Here is a 16,596-nt window from a genome sequence, read left to right on the forward strand (position 1 = left end):
GAGCGACAGGGACTGCCACTTTCACGCCTTCCCCGCTATGGCAGAGGTCATGACCCAGATCAGCGTTGCAGCGCTCCAGCTCGCTTTCTCCGACGATATCGAGGCGAACATCGCCAATGTCTCGCGCCTGGTGCGCGAAGCGGCGGCGAAGGGCGCGCAAGTCATCCTGCCGCCCGAATTGTTCGAGGGCGAATATTTCTGCCGGGTCGAGGACGAAGGGCTGTTCGCCAACGCCAGGCCGACCGCCGAGCATCGCGCGGTCCAGGCAATGCGGGCGCTTGCCGCCGAGCTCAAGGTGTGGATCCCGACCAGCTTCTTCGAAGCCGACGGACCGCATCATTACAACAGCCTGGCGATGGTGAACCCGGACGGCAAGGTCGCCGGCGTCTATCGCAAGAGCCATATCCCCGACGGCCCGGGCTATGAGGAGAAATTCTAGTTCCGCCCCGGCAATACCGGCTTCAAGGTGTGGGACGGGCCCCAGGCCAAGCTCGGTGTCGGGGTGTGCTGGGACCAATGGTATCCCGAAACCGCGCGCGCGATGATGCTGATGGGCGCGGAGATCCTGTTCTACCCGACCGCGATCGGCAGCGAGCCGCATGACGAGGGGCTCGACACCGCGCGGCTGTGGCGGCGCGCGATGGTGGGGCATGCGGTGTCCAACGTCGTGCCGGTGGTCGCGGCCAATCGTGTCGGCACCGAGCACGGCCAGACCTTCTACGGCACCAGCTTCATCACCGACGAGCGCGGCGACATCCTCGCCGAACTGGACCGCGAGGAAGAAGGTGTGATTACCGCGACGCTCGACCTCGACCGAGTCAAGCGCCACCGCGCCGCCTTTGGTTTCTTCCGCGACCGCCGCCCGGAATTGTACGGGCGGCTGGTGCAGGACATCTGAACCGATTTTCCGTCCCGGGGATGTCGGGCGGAATCGGAACTGACCCGGAACGGCAGGGGTTCTTACCGTGTCGCAACCCGAGGAGGTTTGCATGGACACGTTCAATCCCCGATCGACCGCGAAGATCGCCGGTCATCCGATCCACCCGATGCTGATCCCGTTCCCGATCGCGTTCTTCGTCGGAACGCTCGTCGTCGACATCGTCTTCAGCCGCACCGGCGATCCGTTCTGGTCGACGGCGGGGCGATGGCTGCTGGGCGCCGGTCTCGTCATGGCGGCGCTGGCGGCGCTCGCCGGCCTGACCGATTTCCTGAGCGGCCCCCGGATCCGCGCGCTACCCGCGGCGTGGCATCATATGATCGGCAACGTCACCGCAGTGCTGATCGAATTGGTCAATCTCTGGCAGCGGTTCGCGCATGGCGACGGCTTCGTCGTCCCGGTCGGGCTGGTGCTGTCGGCGGTCGTCACCCTGATCCTGCTCTATACCGGCTGGCGCGGGTGGGAGATGGTCTATCGCGACCATGTCGGCGTGGCCGACTAGAACGTCGGCTGGGCGCCGCCGCGCGGGCGACGCCCGGCCCGAGGGTCAGGCGGCGATGGCGACCGGCGCCTTGCGCAGCGCTTTCTGCCATGCCGGCAAGCGCGCGATCGTGTCGTAGAAGCGCTGAAGGTTGGGATAGGCGCCGAAATCGATCGGCAGCGCTTCGCGATAGGGCTCGGCCGAGGCGATCGCGAAATCGGCGAAGCTCAGCCGGTCGCCCAGCATGAACTCGCGGTGCGTCAGATGGGCCTCGATCACCGGAAGGAAGCGCTTTGCTTGCTGGAGCGCGTCGTCGACCAGCGCCCCGTTGGGCTCGCCCCAGCCGAGTTGCGGGCGCACCACCGTTTCGAAGAAGATGGTGCCGAGCGCGCGGTTATAGTGCACGCCTTCCCACTGCAGCCAGCGCAGCATGTCGAGCCGCTGGCGGCGCTCGCCCGGGATCATCGTGCTACCCTCGGCCAGATAGAGGCCGATCGCGTTCGATTCCCACAGGATGAAATCGCCATCGACCAGGGTCGGCGCCAGGCGATTGGGATTGATCGCGGCGTAATCGTCGGACTGGACCTGCGCGACCGTCATGGCGAGGATGTCGACCGGCAGGCCGAGATGATGGATCAGCGCGAGCACTTTGCGCGAATTCATCGATTGGGTGAGTGCATAGAGTTGCATGGACAATGCTCCGTCGGGCGAGGGCGGCCCAGCGCCATCCCTCCGACGCCAAGGACCGAGGCGAGACGAAAAAGGATTCGCCGCACCGAATCTTTTTCCGGTCCGCCATCGTCTTTCCCGATAGGAACAACGATGGAAGCGCGAGGGACATGGCGGACGGCAACGATCGGGCAGGCATCGAGGCATTGGTGATCGAGCTGCGCCCGGCGCTGCATCGCTATGCGGCGCGAATGCTGGGCTCGGTGCTCGATGGCGAGGATGTCGTCCATGATGCGATCGCGCGAGCGATGGCGGCGCTCGATCGCGCGCCGCCCGAGGGCGATGCCAGCGCCTGGCTGTTCCGCATCGCGCACAATGTCGCGATCGACCACCTACGGTCGCGCGCCAGGCGGGCGGGCGAGCAGGAAATTCAGGAAGACGACATGGTGACCGACGGAGAAGAAGCGGCGCGCCGGTTCGCGGCGGGGGCAGCCTTGTCCGTCTTCATGCGGCTGCCGCCGTTGCAACGCGGGACGGTCATTCTGAAGGACGTACTGGGCTATTCGAACGAGGAAGCGGCCGGCATTCTCGACACAACGCTGGCGGCGACCAAGGCGGCCTTGCATCGCGGCCGGGCGCGGCTGCGGTTGGCCGCCGACGAGCCGCGGCCCGCGCGGCCCCCCGATCCGGGCGAGCTGCTACGGCTCCAGGCCTATGTCGACCGTTTCAACGCGCGCGATTTCGACGCCATTCGCGGCATGCTGGCCGACGACGTGCGTTTCGAGCTGGTGGCACGGATGGAGCGCGGCCGCGCGGCGTTCGAGACCTATTTCAGCCGCTATACCGAAATGACGTCCTGGCATTTGTCGGTCGGCCTGGTCGAGGGGCGCGCGGTGGCGATCGTGCGCGATCCGGCGGCGCCGGGCGGCCCGCCGACCGGTCTCATCGCGATCGACTGGGCGGACGGGCGGATCGTCCGGCTGCGCGATTTCTATCACGCGCGCTACGTGCTGCGCGACGCCGTCATCTCGTTGCCGATCGGTGCAAGCGGCTGAACGGCTAGCGCTTCCGGCCGCGCTTCGCGGGGCTCGATCTTCCGCTACGCCGGCGGAGCAACACGGCGGCGAGCCCGCCGATCGCCGCCAGACCGGCCGCGGCGATGGCGCCGCCGATCAGCAAGGCGCGTGGCGGGTCTGCACGTTCTGCCGACGGGATGACGGGCGGCAGCGGCGCCGGGTGCTCGTGCGGCGGCTCGGCGATCGGATAGGGCGACTGATTGTCGGGCGGGACGGGCGGTTCGTGGGTCATGCGCGAAACAACCGCCGATCGGCGATGAAGTTCAACCGCGCAACTCGATCGCCCGCGCGAACACCGCTTCGAACATGTCGGCGGTCAGCCGGCCGGTGTTGGTGTTGTAGCGCGAGCAATGATAGCTATCGATCAGCATCCGGCCGTCGGGCACGCGATGTTCGGCGAGATGCGCGAAGCGGCATTTGGGTAGCTTGCCGCCCAGCACCTTGACGGCGGATTGATGCGCGATCTGACCGAGCGCGACGAAGACGCGTGCGTTGGGCAGGACGTCGACCTGGCCGCCGAGGAACGGCCGGCAATTGCGGATCTCCTCGGGCGTCGGCTTGTTCTCGGGCGGCAGGCATTTGACCGCGTTGCAGATGATCGCGCCGTCGAGCGCCAGGCCGTCGTCGGGGTGCGACGCATAGGTGCCTCGGGTAAAGCCGAACTTGGCCAGCGTCGCGAACAGCAGGTCGCCGGCATAATCGCCGGTGAACGGCCGCCCGGTGCGATTGGCACCCTGCCTGCCCGGCGCCAGCCCGACGATGCACAGCCAGCCCTGCGGGTCGCCGAACATGGGGACCGGCGCGTTCCACCAATCGGGATGCTCGTCGCGCAATTGCTCGCGCAAGGCGACCAGCCGCGGGCAGCGCGGGCAATCGTGCGGCGGTTCGGTGTCGGGGATCGAGCCGGGTGCAAAGTCCATGCGTCTGGGGTAGGCCGGCCGGCGTCATGACGTCCAGCTATGTCATCGCTCTGGGCTCGAACCGGCGCGGCCGCCACGGCGGGCCGGCCGACGAGGTGCGCGCCGCGCTGGCGGCGATCGGCGATGTCGTCGCGACGTCGCCTTTCTTCGTCACGCCGCCGCTGGGTCCGGCGCGGCGGTGCTTCGTCAACGCGGCGGCATTGATCGAGAGCGACGAGGCGCCGCCCGACTTGCTCGCGCGATTGAAGATGATCGAGGCGGATTTCGGCCGGCGGCGCGCGCAACGCTGGAGCGATCGCGTGATCGACCTCGACATCGTGCTGTGGTCAGGCGGCGCCTGGGCGAGCGATGGGCTGACCGTGCCGCATCCCGAATTCCGCCGCCGCGCCTTCGTACTCGCGCCGCTTGCGGCGATCGTGCCCGACTGGCGCGACCCGCTGACCGGGCTCAGCGTCCGTCAGTTGGAGGCCCGACTTTAGAAGTGCCGCGCGGAGCCGAGCGAGGCGGCCGACCCGGCGACCAGCAACACCCAGCCGATGCAGATGACGAAGGCGATGATCCCGGTGATCAATCCACCGATCGCCGAGCCCTTGTTGACCGGGTTGTTGAGCCCGAACAGGCTGGTGAATATTGCCGCCGGTGCGAGCAGCCACGAAATCAGGCCGATGATCGGGATGATCGAACAGACCAGCGCGATGATGCCGAGCACCAGCGATGCCGTGGCGGCGCCCGACGCGGCGACCGGTGACGGCGCGTAATAGTGAACATGGTTTTCGGGCGAACGCATCTGATTGGGATCGGTGGCCATCATTTCCCCCCCTTAGCCGTCGATAGTCGTATCGCTAACCGCTCGGTGGCGCAAAGCCAAGCGCCGGCGACGGTTGACCCGGCGCGCCCCGCCCCCTAAGCGCCGCGACGCTGGGGTCCGTAGCTCAGTCGGTAGAGCAAGCGACTTTTAATCGAGAGGTCCCGGGTTCGAATCCCGGCGGACCCACCAGCATTTCCACGGGGCCGTCGATTACCCCGCCCGTTCCGCCAGCTTTCGCTCCCACGCCAGCGCGTCGCGCACGATGCGGTCCAGGTCATCGTATTGCGGCCGCCACGGCAAGGTCGTTAGGATGCGGCGGTTGTCCGACACCAATTCCGCCGGATCGCCCGCGCGCCTGCCCTGCAGCACGCGCTTGACCTCATGATTGGTCACCCGGTCGACCGCGTCCAATACCTGCAGCACCGAATAGCCGTGCCCGTACCCCGCGTTCATCGTCAGGCTCTCACCGGGCTCAGCGATCAGCCGGTCGAGCGCGTGGACGTGCGCGGCAGCGAGATCGCTGACATGGATATAGTCGCGCACCCCGGTGCCGTCGGCGGTCGGGAAATCGGTCCCGAACACGCCGACATGGTCGCGCTTGCCGGTCGCCGCCTCGACCGCGACCTTGATCAGATGGGTGGCACCGGCGGTCGACTGGCCCGACCGGCTCTGCGGATCGGCGCCGGCGACGTTGAAATAGCGCAGCGCGCAATAATTGATCGGATGCGCGGCGGCGACGTCCCTCAGCATCGCCTCGGTCATCAGCTTGGACATGCCGTAAGGATTGATCGGCAGCTTGGGATCGTCCTCCGCCACCGGCACGCGCTCGGGCGTACCATAGGTCGCCGCGGTCGAGCTGAAGATGAAATGCTTCACGCCGCTGACCACCGCGCTCTCGATCAGCGCGCGGCTCGCGACGGTGTTGTTGCGGTAATATTTGAGCGGGTTCTCGACCGATTCGGGCACCACCACCGATCCGGCGAAATGCATGACAGCGAGGACTTCATGCTCGCGCATCGCCGCGCGGACCTTGGCGTCGTCCTCGATATTGGCGACGACCAGGGTGGCGCGCGGGTCGACCGCCCAGTCGAACCCGGTGACCAGGTTGTCGACCACCACCACGTCCCAGCCCGAATCGAGCAGCGCCAGCACCGCGTGGCTGCCGATATAGCCCGCGCCGCCCGTGACCAGCACCTTGCCCTTGCTCATTGTGTCGCTGCCTCTTTGTGGTTGCCTCGCCCGTACCTATGTTCGACCCAATTTGAAAAGGGAGTGACGAAAATGTCCCTCGACTATGCGACTCTCGCCGGCGGCTGCTTCTGGTGCACCGAGGCGGTGTATAACGACGTGATCGGCGTCGAGAGCGTCGAAAGCGGCTATACCGGCGGCACCGCCGCCGACCCGACCTACAAGCAAGTGTGCAGCGGCAATACCGGCCATGCCGAGGCGATCCGCATCGGCTTCGATCCCACGCAAATCTCTTACGCCGACCTGCTCGACATCTTCTTCGCGACGCACGACCCGACCACGCTCAATCGCCAGGGCAACGACGTCGGTACGCAATATCGCTCGGCGATCTTCCCGCACGATGCGGCGCAGGAGGAAGAGGCCAAAGCGGCGATCGCGCGCAATGCGGCCAATTGGCCCGACCCGATCGTGACGACGATCGAGCCGCTCGGCGCCTGGTACCCAGCCGAGGATTATCACCAGGAATATTGGGACGGCGAAGGCCAGCGTAATCCCTATTGCCTGGCGGTCATCCCGCCCAAGCTCAAGAAGCTCCGCAAGAGCTTCGCCGCGCGGTCGAAGGCGGAAGCGGCGACGGCGTAAGTCAACAACTTCCCCTCCCGCTTGCGGGAGGGGTTAGGGGAGGGCATGTTTCCTCCCAGCTAATTGTGACAAGCCCTCCCCCGACCCCTCCCGCAAGCGGGAGGGGAGAGAAAGGGCAGCCTATTTACTAAAGCGCCTCGCCTTCCACCGGTGGCCGCTTGGTCGCATCGGCGCCGAGCGTCTTGTAGATTACCCCACCCAGGATACCGCCGATCAGCGGCGCGACCCAGAACACCCAGAGCTGCTCGATCGCCCAGCCGCCGATGACCAGAGCCTGGCCGGTCGAGCGCGCGGGATTGACCGACGTGTTGGTCACCGGGATCGATACGAGATGGATCAGCGTCAGCGCTAGGCCGATCGCGATCGGCGCGAAGCCGGCGGGCGCACGCGTATCGGTCGCGCCCATGATCACGATCAGGAAGAAGCCGGTCATGACGATCTCCATCGTCACCCCCGCGACCAGCGAATAATGGCCCGGAGAATGCTCGCCGAAACCGTTGGCGGCGAACGTGCCGGCTTCCCACCCCGCCTGTCCCGAGGCGATGAAATAGAGCAGAAACGCCGCGATCACCGCGCCCAGCACTTGGGCGATGACGTAGAGCGGGATGTCCTTGCCGGGAAAGCGCCCGCCCGCCCACAGGCCGAGCGTCACCGCGGGATTGAGATGGCAGCCCGAAATGTGGCCGATCGTATAGGCCATGGTCAGCACGGTCAGGCCGAATGCCAAGGCGACGCCGGCGAAGCCGATGCCGGCCGCTGGGAAATTGCACGCCAGGACCGCCGCGCCGCAGCCGCCGAACACGAGCCAGAAAGTGCCGATGAGCTCGGCGAGTCCGCGTTGGATGTTCGTCATACGCCCCTCTCCTTGGTCGCGCCGTCGGTTACGGAACGAGTGCCGGGGACGGCCCGATGGCGGCGGAGACTATACGTCGTTTCGGGAGTGTAAAGACGTAACGGCCTGTATTGCAGTCATTCCCGATGCGATGCCCGGCGTAGCCGGTCGTTGATCGCGACGCCAATCCCGTCGTTGGGCACCGGCGCGATCGCGATCTTCGGCTGCGGCGAGCCGTCGCCGCGATGCAGCGCGTCGAACAATTTGGCGGCGGCCTCGGCCAGGTCGCCGCGCGGCGAGAGGTTGTCGTCGCCGCCGGTCTTGCCGAATCCGATCATCCATTCGTCCTCGGCCGGGCGCGGCGCGTCGATCCTGAGCGGCTTGCGCGGGGCGTAGTGCGCGAGCAACTGGCCGGGCGACTCGATCTGCTCGGGCTGGCTCTCGCCTTCGCCGGGATCGAAACGGTCGAGCTTCACGCCCGGCCGGGTGATCGTGGCGCGCACTTGGTCGATCGTCACCGGGCCGTGGCGCAGGATGCGCGTCATGCCGAACACTTCGCGCACGATGGTCGATTCGATCCCCTGGCTGGTCGGCCCGTCGTCGAGGATCAGCGGGATACGCCCGTCGAGGCTGGCGAGGACATGTTCGGCGCGAGTCGGGCTGATCGAGCCCGAGGCATTGGCCGAGGGCGCGGCGAGCGGGCGTCCGCTCGCTTCGAGCAGCGCCCGCATCGCGCGGTGCTGCGGCACGCGGATCGCGATCGTCTCGAGCCCGGCGGTGACCAAAGAGGCGATATGCGCCGACGGCTTGAGCGGCAGCACCAGGGTCAGCGGTCCCGGCCAGAAGGCAGCGGCGAGCACGTCGGCGCGACGGTCGAACGCAGCGATTCGCCGCGCCTCGGCGATGTCGGGGACGTGGACGATCAGCGGATTGAAGCTCGGCCGGCCCTTGGCTTCATAGACCGAGGTGACCGCGGCGGCGTTGGTCGCGTCGGCGGCCAGGCCATAGACCGTCTCGGTCGGCACCGCGACGCAGGCGCCGTCGCGGATCAAGCCCGCGGCTTCGGCGATAGCCTCGGTTCCATAGGGTAAAGTGCGGGTCAGTTGCGCGGCCATCGCGGGCGGCTATAGCGCGTCGGATCAGGAGAGGAAGCCGAATGCCCTTCAATCCCGCCGTGCGTGAGCAGCGTTTCGTCCTGGATCACGTTGCCCAGCTGGCCGATCTCGCCGCGACCGAGCGGTTCGCCGACGCGACTCCCGATCTGGTCGATGCCGTGCTCGAAGGTGCGGGCCAGTTCGCCGCCGGCGAATGGGCGCCGCTCGCGCGCGAAGGCGACACCGACGGTCCCAAATGGACTCCAGAGGGCGTCAAGATGCCGGCCGGCTATCCGGAAGCGTACAAGGCCTATGTCGAGGGCGGCTGGGGCACGATCGGCGCGCCCGGCGATTTCGGCGGCCAGGGTCTGCCCTTCGTGCTGGCGAGCGCGGTGCTCGAGACGCTGGGCGGCGCCAACATGGGCTTCGCGCTGGCGCCGACCCTGACGGTGGGCGCGATCGAGGCATTGCTCCACCACGGCACGCCCGAGCAGCAGGCGGCCTATCTGCCGCATCTCGCGACCGGGGAATGGACCGGCACGATGAACCTGACCGAGCCGCAGGCCGGCTCCGACGTCGGCGCGCTCCGCGCCCGCGCCGAGCCTGCCGGTGACGGCAAGTGGAAGATCTCGGGCACCAAGATCTTCATCTCGTTCGGCGATCACGACATGGCCGACAACATCGTCCATCTCGTCCTCGCCCGCACCCCCGGCGCGCCGGAGGGAACACGCGGCATCTCGCTGTTCCTGGTGCCGAAATACCGGCTCGACGCCGACGGCAAGCCCGGCGCGTTCAACGACGTCCGCGTCGTGTCGATCGAGCACAAGATGGGACTGCATGCCTCGCCGACCTGCGTGCTGTCGTTCGGCGACAATGGGGATTGCATCGGCGAGCTGATCGGCCCCGAGAATGGCGGCATGCGCGCGATGTTCACGATGATGAACAACGCGCGCCTCAATGTCGGCCTGCAGGGCGTGCAGGTCGCCGAGGCGGCGACGCAAAAGGCGGTCGAATACGCTCGCGAACGCATCCAGTCGGCGCGCGCCGGCTCGGCCGACAAGAGCCCGGTCGCGATCATCGAGCATCCCGACGTCCGCCGCATGCTGATGCGGATGAAGGCGCAGACCCAGGCGGCGCGCGCGCTCGTCTATCTCGCCTCGACGCAAGTCGACCGCGCGGGGATGGGCGACGAGGCGGCCAGGGACCGGCTCGAGATCCTGACCCCGCTGGCCAAGGCGCACGGCACCGATCTCGGCAACGAAGTCGCTTCGCTCGGCGTGCAGGTCCATGGCGGCATGGGCTATATCGAGGAGACCGGCGCCGCGCAGTTCTTCCGCGATGCGCGCATCACCCCGATCTACGAGGGCACCAACGGCATCCAGGCCGCCGATCTGGTCGGGCGCAAGCTCGGCTTGTCGAATGGCGCGGCGTTCGCGACGCTGATCGCCGACATGCGCGCCGAGGCCGAGGATTCGGCGCTGCGCATGCTGATCGACGCCTGCGACGAGGTCGGAAGGCGGCTGGCGACGGCCGATGCCGACGATCGCCTCGCCGCGAGCTATCCGTTCCTGACCATGTTGTCGGTCGCGGTGTGCGGCTGGCTGATGGAGCGCCAGGGGCGCGCGGCGGCCGAAGAGGGCGGCGACGATTTCCTGCGGATGAAGCGCGCGGTGTGCGGCTTCTACGTCGCGCAGATCGTGCCCGAGGCGCTCGGGCTGCATGCGGCGGCGACCGCCCCGGCGGCGGGGCTGTACGAACTGCCGGCGGAGCTGTTCGCGGCATGAGTTTCGACCTCGACGCCTATTTCGAGCGCATCCGGCTCGCCGAGCGCCCGGCCTGCGACGTCGAGGGACTGGCCGCGGTACAGCGCGCGCATCGCCTGGCGATCCCGTTCGAGAATCTCGATATCCGGCTCGGCCGCGGCATCGCGATCGACAGCGACTCGGTGTTCGCCAAGCTGGTGACGCGGCGGCGCGGCGGCTATTGCTTCGAGCAGAACCGGCTGTTCTGCGATGCGTTGACCGAACTCGGCTTCACCGTGCGGCCGCTGCTCGCGCGCGTCTGGTTCGGCGCCACCGCGACGCCAGGGCGCACGCATATGGTGCTGCTGGCGACGATCGGCGGGCAGGAGTGGCTCGCCGACGCCGGGTTCGGCGGCAGCTATTCGCCGGTCATGCCGCTGATCGACGGCGCGGAAGCGACCGCGCCGGACGGGGCGTTGTTCCGGCTGAGCCAGGACGCGCGCGGCTGGGTGCTGGCGCGCAACGGCAGTCCTGCGACGACCGACGGCCGCGCGGCGGACGAAGGCTGGGTCGAGCAATTCAGCTTCACCCTGGATGAGGTGCCGCAGATCGACCTGGTGATGTCCAACCATTGGACCGCGACCGCGCCGGGCACGCGCTTCACGGACCTGGTGGTGGTCAGCATCGTCCTGCCGCACGGCTTCGCCGCGCTGACCGACCGCGACTATCGCCGTCATTCGGCCGGCGAGGAGTCGCTCGGCACGATCGACGACCCGCGCGTCTATCGCATGCGGTTAAGCTTGCTGTTCGGGATCGACCTGACCGAGGAAGACGTCGTCCGGCTGGGCTTGTTCGGCGCGGCGAGCCCTGATTGATTTTCACGCGAAGGCGCTAAGGCGCAAAGAAGATTTTGGTTCGCGCAGAGGCGCGGAGGCGTTTTCCGCCTCAGCACTGAAAAGATGGAATACGAACTTTATCGAGAGCCTCGCTTCACGAGGCTCAATTATCTCTGCGTGCTCCGCGGCTCTGCGCGAAACCTCTTCGCGCCTTAGCGCCTTAGCGTGAAATCAATCACAGTCCGGACGCTCTGATCAACGTCGACAGAGGAGGATCAGGCGCGTTCGCGTTCGAGCAGGTCGGTGACGTCGAGGCCGAGCAGGTCGATATAATCGGCGATCCGCGGCCATTGCTGGGTCACGAAGCGATTGCGTTCGGCGATGCGCAGCTTTTCCGCCGCGCCGGGCAGGACGAACATGCCGACGCCGCGCCGGACCTCGACATAACCGTCGTCCTGGAAGCTCTGATAGGCCTTGGCCACCGTCAGCGGGTTGGCGCCATGCTCGGCGGCCAGTGCGCGGACCGACGGCAATTGGTCGCCCGCGCGATATTCGCCGCGCAGGATCCCCGCAGCGATCGTCCCCCTCAACCGGATATAGACCGGGCTATCGTCGTTGCTCAGTGCCATGCTGCATTAATACAGCAATGGGCAAGAGAGTCCAGTCAATTAGCCTTGCCAAATTGAAATAATCTTTTTCAGGTCGGGGCGCGGCCTTTCCTCTAATTGCTTTCCCGGCGTGCCCAGGAAAATGAACCCGGCGACCCGTTCCGGTTCCGCGCCGAACGCATCACGCACCGCGTCCGAATAGGCCGACCAGCCGGTCAGCCAGCCGCCGGCGAATCCCAGCGCGTGCGCGGCGTGGAGCAAGTTCATGCCCGCGGCGCCGGCCGACAATTGCTGCTCCCATAACGGAATGTGGCTCTCGACCTTGGGCGAGGACAGCACCACGACCAAGGCCGGCGCCTGGGTGGCGAATTGCTCGAGCGCCTCGATCTCCAGCCGCGCCGCCTGCGGGCGCTCGGCGCGATAGGCGTCGGTGATCACCTTCGCGAGCGCGGCGCGCTTGTCCGCGGGCACGATCACGAACCGCCACGGCGCGAGCTTGCCATGGTCGGGCGTGCGCGCCGCGATCTCCAGGATCTGGTCGAGCTGCGCCTGGTCGGGGCCGGGCGCGGCGAGATCGCGCGGCTTGCCCGAGCGGCGGGTCGACAGCAGCGAAAGCGGGGTGGAGCGGTCGTTGAACATGGCCGCCATCTAGGGGTGGTACCGGGGCCGGGCAACGCCAAGTCGATCTCCGACCGTATATTTACTCGCCAAGCTTTGCCGCTAGTCTCCATTCCATCCGTCGCTGCGTTTTTAGACAGCGGGACCAAGACTTCAGGGAGCGAATGCATGGTGGACACCCCGACCGCGGACAATCCGCGCGAGCCGGACATCACTCACGTCCAGCCGTTGGACAAGAAAACCTGGCTCGGCCACCCGGTGCAATTGCGCCGCTTGTTCGGCATCGAGATGTGGGAGCGGTTCGGCTTCTACGGCATGCGTGCCTTGCTGGTGCTGTACCTGACCAAGCATTTCCTGTTCCAGGATCATCAGGCCAACGGCATCGTCGGGGGGTATCTCAGCCTCGTTTACCTGACCCCGGTGGTCGGTGGATTCCTTGCCGACGCCTATCTCGGATCGAAGCGCGCGGTGAAGTTCGGTGCGCTGGTAATGGCGGTCGGCTATCTCATGTTGTGCTGCGGCGGTCAGCAGGCCAAGCCGTTCGCGACGATCGACGGCCAGCGCTACGAGGTGTCGCAAGCGCCCGCCGTCTCGACGCTCGCCACCAACACGGCGCCGCAGACCATCCAGAAGAACGGGCAGGTTCTGGTCATCCACGGCCTGCCCGACGGGTCGGTGCAATTGCTCGACGGCAAGGGCCAGGTCGCCGAAACGGTGGCGGCGAACAAGTTCGTCGCGGGCGCGGAAGGCAGCCCGGCGCATACCTCCTTCCTGCTGTTCGCGCTCGGCCTGATCGTGATCGGCAACGGCTTCTTCAAGCCGAACATCTCGACCATCGTGGGCTCGCTCTACGAGACCGGCGATCGCCGACGCGACGCGGGCTTCACCATCTTTTACGCCGGCATCAACGTCGGTTCGATCCTGGGGCAGATCGCGGTGCCGTTCCTGGCCGATCATTTCGGCTGGGGCGCGGGCTTCCTCGGCGTCTCGGTGGTGCTGGTGCTGGCCTGGGCGATGACCCAGTTCGAAGGCGGCCGGCTGGCCGGTTATGGCGAACCGCCGGTCCGGCAAGGGCCCGATCGTACCTTGCTGATCTACGGCTTGTCGCTCGCGTCGGTGGTCCTGTTCTGGATGATCTTCTCGAACGTCATCGACAGCCCTGAACCGAGCGGCAGCAGCATCTGGGAATATATCGTGGCGACCCCGCTCCTGGGTAAGGCGCTGCTGGTGATCTTCCTGGCGGCGGTGATCGGCATTCCGATCTGGTCCGCGCGGGTCGGCGACAAGGTGGAGCGCGAGATGATGTTCGCCGCCATCCTGCTCGTCATCTTCAACGTGACTTTCTGGGCGCTGTTCGAACAGGCGGCGTCGTCGCTGACCCTGTTCGCCGATCGCAACACCGACCTCGCCTTGTTCGGCTTCCACATGTCGGCGGCGACCACCCAGCAGTTCAACCCGATCGTGGTCGTTCTGTTCGCCCCGGTCTTGAGTTGGCTGTGGCTGGCGCTGGCCAAACGCAATCTCGAACCGTCGATCCAGGTCAAATTCGCCCTGGCGCTGATGCTGGTCGGGCTCGGCTTCGTCGTGCTGGCCGCGAGCGGCGGAACGGCGAATGCCGCGTTCAAGGTGTCGCTGTGGTGGTTGGTGCTGACCTATTTCCTCCACTCGATCGCCGAATTGTGCATATCTCCGGTCGGTCTTTCGATGATCACCAAATTGTCGATCGCGCGGATCGTCGGGATGATGATGGGCGTGTGGTTCCTGTCGATCTCGGTCGGCGAGTATCTCGCCGGCGCCGCGGCGCAGGCCGCCGCGGTGAAGACCGTCGGCGGGCAGGTGACCAATCCCGAGCTCAGCCTGCATACCTATCTCGGCACGTTCATGACCGGCGGCGAGCTGACGATCGGCGCCGGTATCCTGCTGCTGGTGCTGTCGCCGCTGATCAAGAAGTGGATGCACGGCGTCCAGTAAAGCGATAGCCTCTCCCCCGAACGGTTCGGGGGAGAGAATCCATGAGTCCGTTGCACTGGGAAATCCTGGCCGCGATCGCGTTCGTGGGCACGCATTTCCTGCTGTCGCATCCGTTGCGCGGGCCGATCGCCGGGGCGATCGGCGAGGGGGCGTTCCTGGGCCTTTACTCGCTGGTCGCGGCGGTAACGCTGGTCTGGCTCGCGCTGGCGTTTCGCGCGGTACCGGCCGAAGCGCCGTTGTGGGCGGTTGGCGACGGCCTCTGGATCACCGGGACAGTGATCATGTTCTTCGCCAGCGTGATGTTCGTCGGCTCGCTGCTCGGCAATCCGGCGCTACCCGGCCCGCCGCGCGCGGCAAGCGCGCCGCCCGAGCCGCGCGGCGTGTTCAGCGTGACGCGGCATCCGATGATGTGGAGCTTCACCCTGTGGGGGGCGACACACATCCTGGTCATGCCGACCTGGTCGAACATCGTGCTGGCGGGGACGATCATCCTGCTCGCTTTGGTAGGGTCGGCGCTGCAGGACCGCAAGAAGGAAAGGCTGCAGCCCGACACCTGGCGGGCGTGGGAATCCAGGACGAGCTATTGGCCGCTCGCCGCGATCCTGGGCGGGCGGGTGAAGTTCACGCCGGCTGGCGTGGTGCCGGCGCTCGGCGGCATCGCGCTGTGGCTCGCGGCGACCTGGGCACATTTGCCGCTCGCCGGCATGCCGGCGGGAATTTGGAGATGGGTTGGCTGAGATTCCTTCTCCCACAAGGAGAGGGAATCAGGATCACCCCGGCAGGCTCTCGACCATCCTGTCGGTCTCGTCCTCGCCCGCCGCGCCGCTGCGCCGGGCGATCACGCCGGTGACCGCGACGTCCATCGTCACATTGCCGAGGGTGCGGAACAGGTCGGGGACCGTCTCGACCGCGACCAGCAGGCCGAGCGCCTCAAGCGGCACGCCCATCGCCGCCGCGACCGGCGCGACCGAGGCGAAATAGCTGATCGTGCCCGGCAGAGAGACCGATCCCATCGTCGTGATCGCGGCGGTCGCCACGCCGGCGGCGAGTTGGCCGGGCCCGATTGGGGTCCCGGTCAGGTGCGCGACGTAAAGCGCCACTGCCAGGTTCATCGCCGGGCTGGTTGCCCGGAACACCGCGACCGCGATCGGCAGCACGACGCCGGACACGGATGACGGCGCGCCGATCGCCTCGCTCGAGCGCAGCATCGTCGGCAGCGATGCAAGCGACGAGGAAGTGCTGATTGCAACGATCTGGCTCGGCAGCACGGTGCGGGCGAAACGGCCGATGCCGACGCGCGCGCCGATCGCCGCGAGGGGGTAAGCAGACAGCAGGACGAGAATCCCGAGCGTCGAGACGATCGCGATGTAGTGCGCGAGCGCGCCGAACGCGGCGGCGCCGGTCTCCATCCCCAGCCCGAAGGCAAGGCAGAACACGCCGAGTGGCGCCAGCACCAGCACCCATCCGATCACGACGATCATCGCGTCCGCGATCGCTTGGAAGAAGTCGACCAACATCGTCCGGCGCTTCTCCTCCAGCCGGGTGATCGCGAAGGCGAACACCATCGCGAAGACGGTCAACGGGAGGAAGGCGTCGGTCGCCGCGGCGTCGATGATGTTCGTCGGCACGATCTTGTCGAAGAAATCGCCCAGGCTCGGCACTTGGCCCGCGGTCTTGGCGGTCGACAGCGACGCCCGCAGCGCCTGACCCCAGTCGGCCGGCAGCGGGAAGAGCTTCAGCAACAGCGGCGTCAAGAAGGCCGACATCAACGTATTGATCCACAGGATTACGACGAACGCGATCAGCGCGCGTGCCGCGATTCGGCCGGCGCGCGCCGCCTCGGCGGATGCGGCGATGCCGATGACCAGCAACGCGACGACGAGGGGCACGATGACCATTTGCAGCCCATGCAGCCACGCGCCGCCGATCCGCTTGGTGAACAGCAGGGTGAAAGCGCCGGCGCCGGGCGCGTATTTGGAGAGCACGATCCCCAGCGTCACGCCGACCACCAACGCGACCAGAATCCGAAACGCCTGGCTCATACTCGCCCTTCTCCATTGGTCGCGCTAAGAGGCGGCCTTCGGGTCTGATAGCGGACGGAAATGGTCAGAATGGCAAGAAAATATTTCGGCACCGACGGTATTCGTGGCCTGACCAACATGCAGCCGATGACC

The 16,596-nt window shown here is 66.9% G+C and carries 18 protein-coding genes, 1 tRNA gene and 1 pseudogene; 10 read left to right on the forward strand and 10 right to left on the reverse strand.

Going from position 1 to position 16,596, the window contains the following annotated elements:
* The first annotated feature begins 49 nt into the window (after positions 1–49).
* Both aguB and ACTHJR_RS03555 read left to right on the forward strand, forming a co-directional pair.
* Positions 50–898 (forward strand): annotated as a pseudogene (aguB, locus tag ACTHJR_RS03550) (N-carbamoylputrescine amidase).
* A gap of 91 nt (positions 899–989) precedes the next feature.
* The gene (locus ACTHJR_RS03555) at positions 990–1,439 is read left to right on the forward strand and encodes a DUF2231 domain-containing protein (protein ID WP_440521727.1); all 450 of its coding nucleotides are present in this window, start codon (positions 990–992) and stop codon (positions 1,437–1,439) included.
* Between the two features lie 45 nt (positions 1,440–1,484).
* On the opposite strand, the gene ACTHJR_RS03560 is transcribed toward ACTHJR_RS03555, so the two are convergent.
* A complete protein-coding gene (locus tag ACTHJR_RS03560; protein WP_440521728.1) occupies positions 1,485–2,108 on the reverse strand; it encodes a glutathione S-transferase family protein in 624 nt (207 codons plus the stop codon).
* Between the two features lie 149 nt (positions 2,109–2,257).
* Between ACTHJR_RS03560 and ACTHJR_RS03565 the strand changes: the two genes are divergently transcribed.
* Positions 2,258–3,142, forward strand: a complete 885-nt coding sequence (locus tag ACTHJR_RS03565) for a sigma-70 family RNA polymerase sigma factor (protein WP_440521729.1) — start codon at positions 2,258–2,260, stop codon at positions 3,140–3,142.
* Positions 3,143–3,146: 4 nt separating this feature from the next.
* Here ACTHJR_RS03565 and ACTHJR_RS03570 read toward each other — a convergent pair whose 3' ends face one another.
* Positions 3,147–3,395 (reverse strand): hypothetical protein, encoded by a 249-nt coding sequence (locus ACTHJR_RS03570; protein WP_440521730.1) that lies wholly within the window; start codon positions 3,393–3,395, stop codon positions 3,147–3,149.
* A 31-nt stretch (positions 3,396–3,426) separates the two neighbouring features.
* Positions 3,427–4,083 carry a uracil-DNA glycosylase gene (locus ACTHJR_RS03575; protein ID WP_440521732.1) on the reverse strand — a complete coding sequence of 219 codons (657 nt, stop codon included), beginning with the start codon at positions 4,081–4,083 and terminating at the stop codon, positions 3,427–3,429.
* Positions 4,084–4,109: 26 nt separating this feature from the next.
* On the opposite strand from ACTHJR_RS03575, the gene folK reads away from it, so the two are divergent.
* Complete coding sequence (gene folK, locus ACTHJR_RS03580) at positions 4,110–4,562, forward strand: 2-amino-4-hydroxy-6-hydroxymethyldihydropteridine diphosphokinase (protein ID WP_440521733.1); 453 nt, start codon at positions 4,110–4,112, stop codon at positions 4,560–4,562.
* On the opposite strand, the gene ACTHJR_RS03585 is transcribed toward folK, so the two are convergent.
* Complete coding sequence (locus tag ACTHJR_RS03585) at positions 4,559–4,894, reverse strand: hypothetical protein (RefSeq protein ID WP_440521734.1); 336 nt, start codon at positions 4,892–4,894, stop codon at positions 4,559–4,561. The genes folK and ACTHJR_RS03585 overlap by 4 nt on opposite strands.
* Positions 4,895–5,004: 110 nt before the next feature.
* Between ACTHJR_RS03585 and ACTHJR_RS03590 the strand changes: the two genes are divergently transcribed.
* A tRNA-Lys gene (locus ACTHJR_RS03590) sits at positions 5,005–5,080 on the forward strand.
* A gap of 21 nt (positions 5,081–5,101) precedes the next feature.
* Here the strand turns inward: ACTHJR_RS03590 and galE are convergent.
* Positions 5,102–6,100, reverse strand: a complete 999-nt coding sequence (gene galE, locus ACTHJR_RS03595) for a UDP-glucose 4-epimerase GalE (RefSeq protein WP_440521736.1) — start codon at positions 6,098–6,100, stop codon at positions 5,102–5,104.
* 72 nt (positions 6,101–6,172) lie between these two features.
* On the opposite strand from galE, the gene msrA reads away from it, so the two are divergent.
* Positions 6,173–6,721: a peptide-methionine (S)-S-oxide reductase MsrA gene (gene msrA / locus ACTHJR_RS03600; RefSeq protein WP_440521737.1), complete on the forward strand. Its 549-nt coding sequence runs from the start codon at positions 6,173–6,175 to the stop codon at positions 6,719–6,721.
* A gap of 127 nt (positions 6,722–6,848) precedes the next feature.
* On the opposite strand, the gene aqpZ is transcribed toward msrA, so the two are convergent.
* Both aqpZ and ACTHJR_RS03610 read right to left on the reverse strand, forming a co-directional pair.
* Positions 6,849–7,574 (reverse strand): aquaporin Z, encoded by a 726-nt coding sequence (gene aqpZ / locus ACTHJR_RS03605; protein WP_440521738.1) that lies wholly within the window; start codon positions 7,572–7,574, stop codon positions 6,849–6,851.
* Between the two features lie 116 nt (positions 7,575–7,690).
* Entirely contained in the window at positions 7,691–8,668 is a 978-nt protein-coding gene (locus ACTHJR_RS03610; RefSeq protein ID WP_440521740.1) for an L-threonylcarbamoyladenylate synthase, read from the reverse strand.
* 41 nt (positions 8,669–8,709) lie between these two features.
* Here ACTHJR_RS03610 and ACTHJR_RS03615 point away from each other — a divergent pair, with 41 nt between their 5' ends.
* Together ACTHJR_RS03615 and ACTHJR_RS03620 are read left to right on the forward strand one after the other, a co-directional pair.
* On the forward strand, positions 8,710–10,431 hold the full coding sequence (locus ACTHJR_RS03615; RefSeq protein ID WP_440521741.1) for an acyl-CoA dehydrogenase: 1,722 nt from the start codon (positions 8,710–8,712) through the stop codon (positions 10,429–10,431).
* Positions 10,428–11,264, forward strand: a complete 837-nt coding sequence (locus tag ACTHJR_RS03620; RefSeq protein WP_440521742.1) for an arylamine N-acetyltransferase family protein — start codon at positions 10,428–10,430, stop codon at positions 11,262–11,264. Before ACTHJR_RS03615 ends, ACTHJR_RS03620 begins: the two co-directional genes overlap by 4 nt.
* Before the next feature lie 236 nt (positions 11,265–11,500).
* Here the strand turns inward: ACTHJR_RS03620 and ACTHJR_RS03625 are convergent, their stop codons facing one another.
* Together ACTHJR_RS03625 and ACTHJR_RS03630 are read right to left on the reverse strand one after the other, a co-directional pair.
* The gene (locus ACTHJR_RS03625; protein WP_440521744.1) at positions 11,501–11,854 is read right to left on the reverse strand and encodes a GntR family transcriptional regulator; all 354 of its coding nucleotides are present in this window, start codon (positions 11,852–11,854) and stop codon (positions 11,501–11,503) included.
* A 39-nt stretch (positions 11,855–11,893) separates the two neighbouring features.
* A complete protein-coding gene (locus ACTHJR_RS03630; RefSeq protein ID WP_440521750.1) occupies positions 11,894–12,472 on the reverse strand; it encodes a nitroreductase family protein in 579 nt (192 codons plus the stop codon).
* A 147-nt stretch (positions 12,473–12,619) separates the two neighbouring features.
* Between ACTHJR_RS03630 and ACTHJR_RS03635 the strand changes: the two genes are divergently transcribed.
* Together ACTHJR_RS03635 and ACTHJR_RS03640 are read left to right on the forward strand one after the other, a co-directional pair.
* Positions 12,620–14,422 (forward strand): peptide MFS transporter, encoded by a 1,803-nt coding sequence (locus ACTHJR_RS03635; protein WP_440521745.1) that lies wholly within the window; start codon positions 12,620–12,622, stop codon positions 14,420–14,422.
* Between the two features lie 41 nt (positions 14,423–14,463).
* Complete coding sequence (locus tag ACTHJR_RS03640) at positions 14,464–15,159, forward strand: NnrU family protein (RefSeq protein WP_440521747.1); 696 nt, start codon at positions 14,464–14,466, stop codon at positions 15,157–15,159.
* A 33-nt stretch (positions 15,160–15,192) separates the two neighbouring features.
* On the opposite strand, the gene ACTHJR_RS03645 is transcribed toward ACTHJR_RS03640, so the two are convergent.
* Positions 15,193–16,464, reverse strand: a complete 1,272-nt coding sequence (locus ACTHJR_RS03645; RefSeq protein ID WP_440521748.1) for a dicarboxylate/amino acid:cation symporter — start codon at positions 16,462–16,464, stop codon at positions 15,193–15,195.
* Positions 16,465–16,596 lie beyond the last annotated feature (132 nt).

The sequence above is a fragment of the Sphingomonas sp. genome, from assembly GCF_051962185.1.
Classification (GTDB): Bacteria; Pseudomonadota; Alphaproteobacteria; order Sphingomonadales; family Sphingomonadaceae; genus Sphingomonas.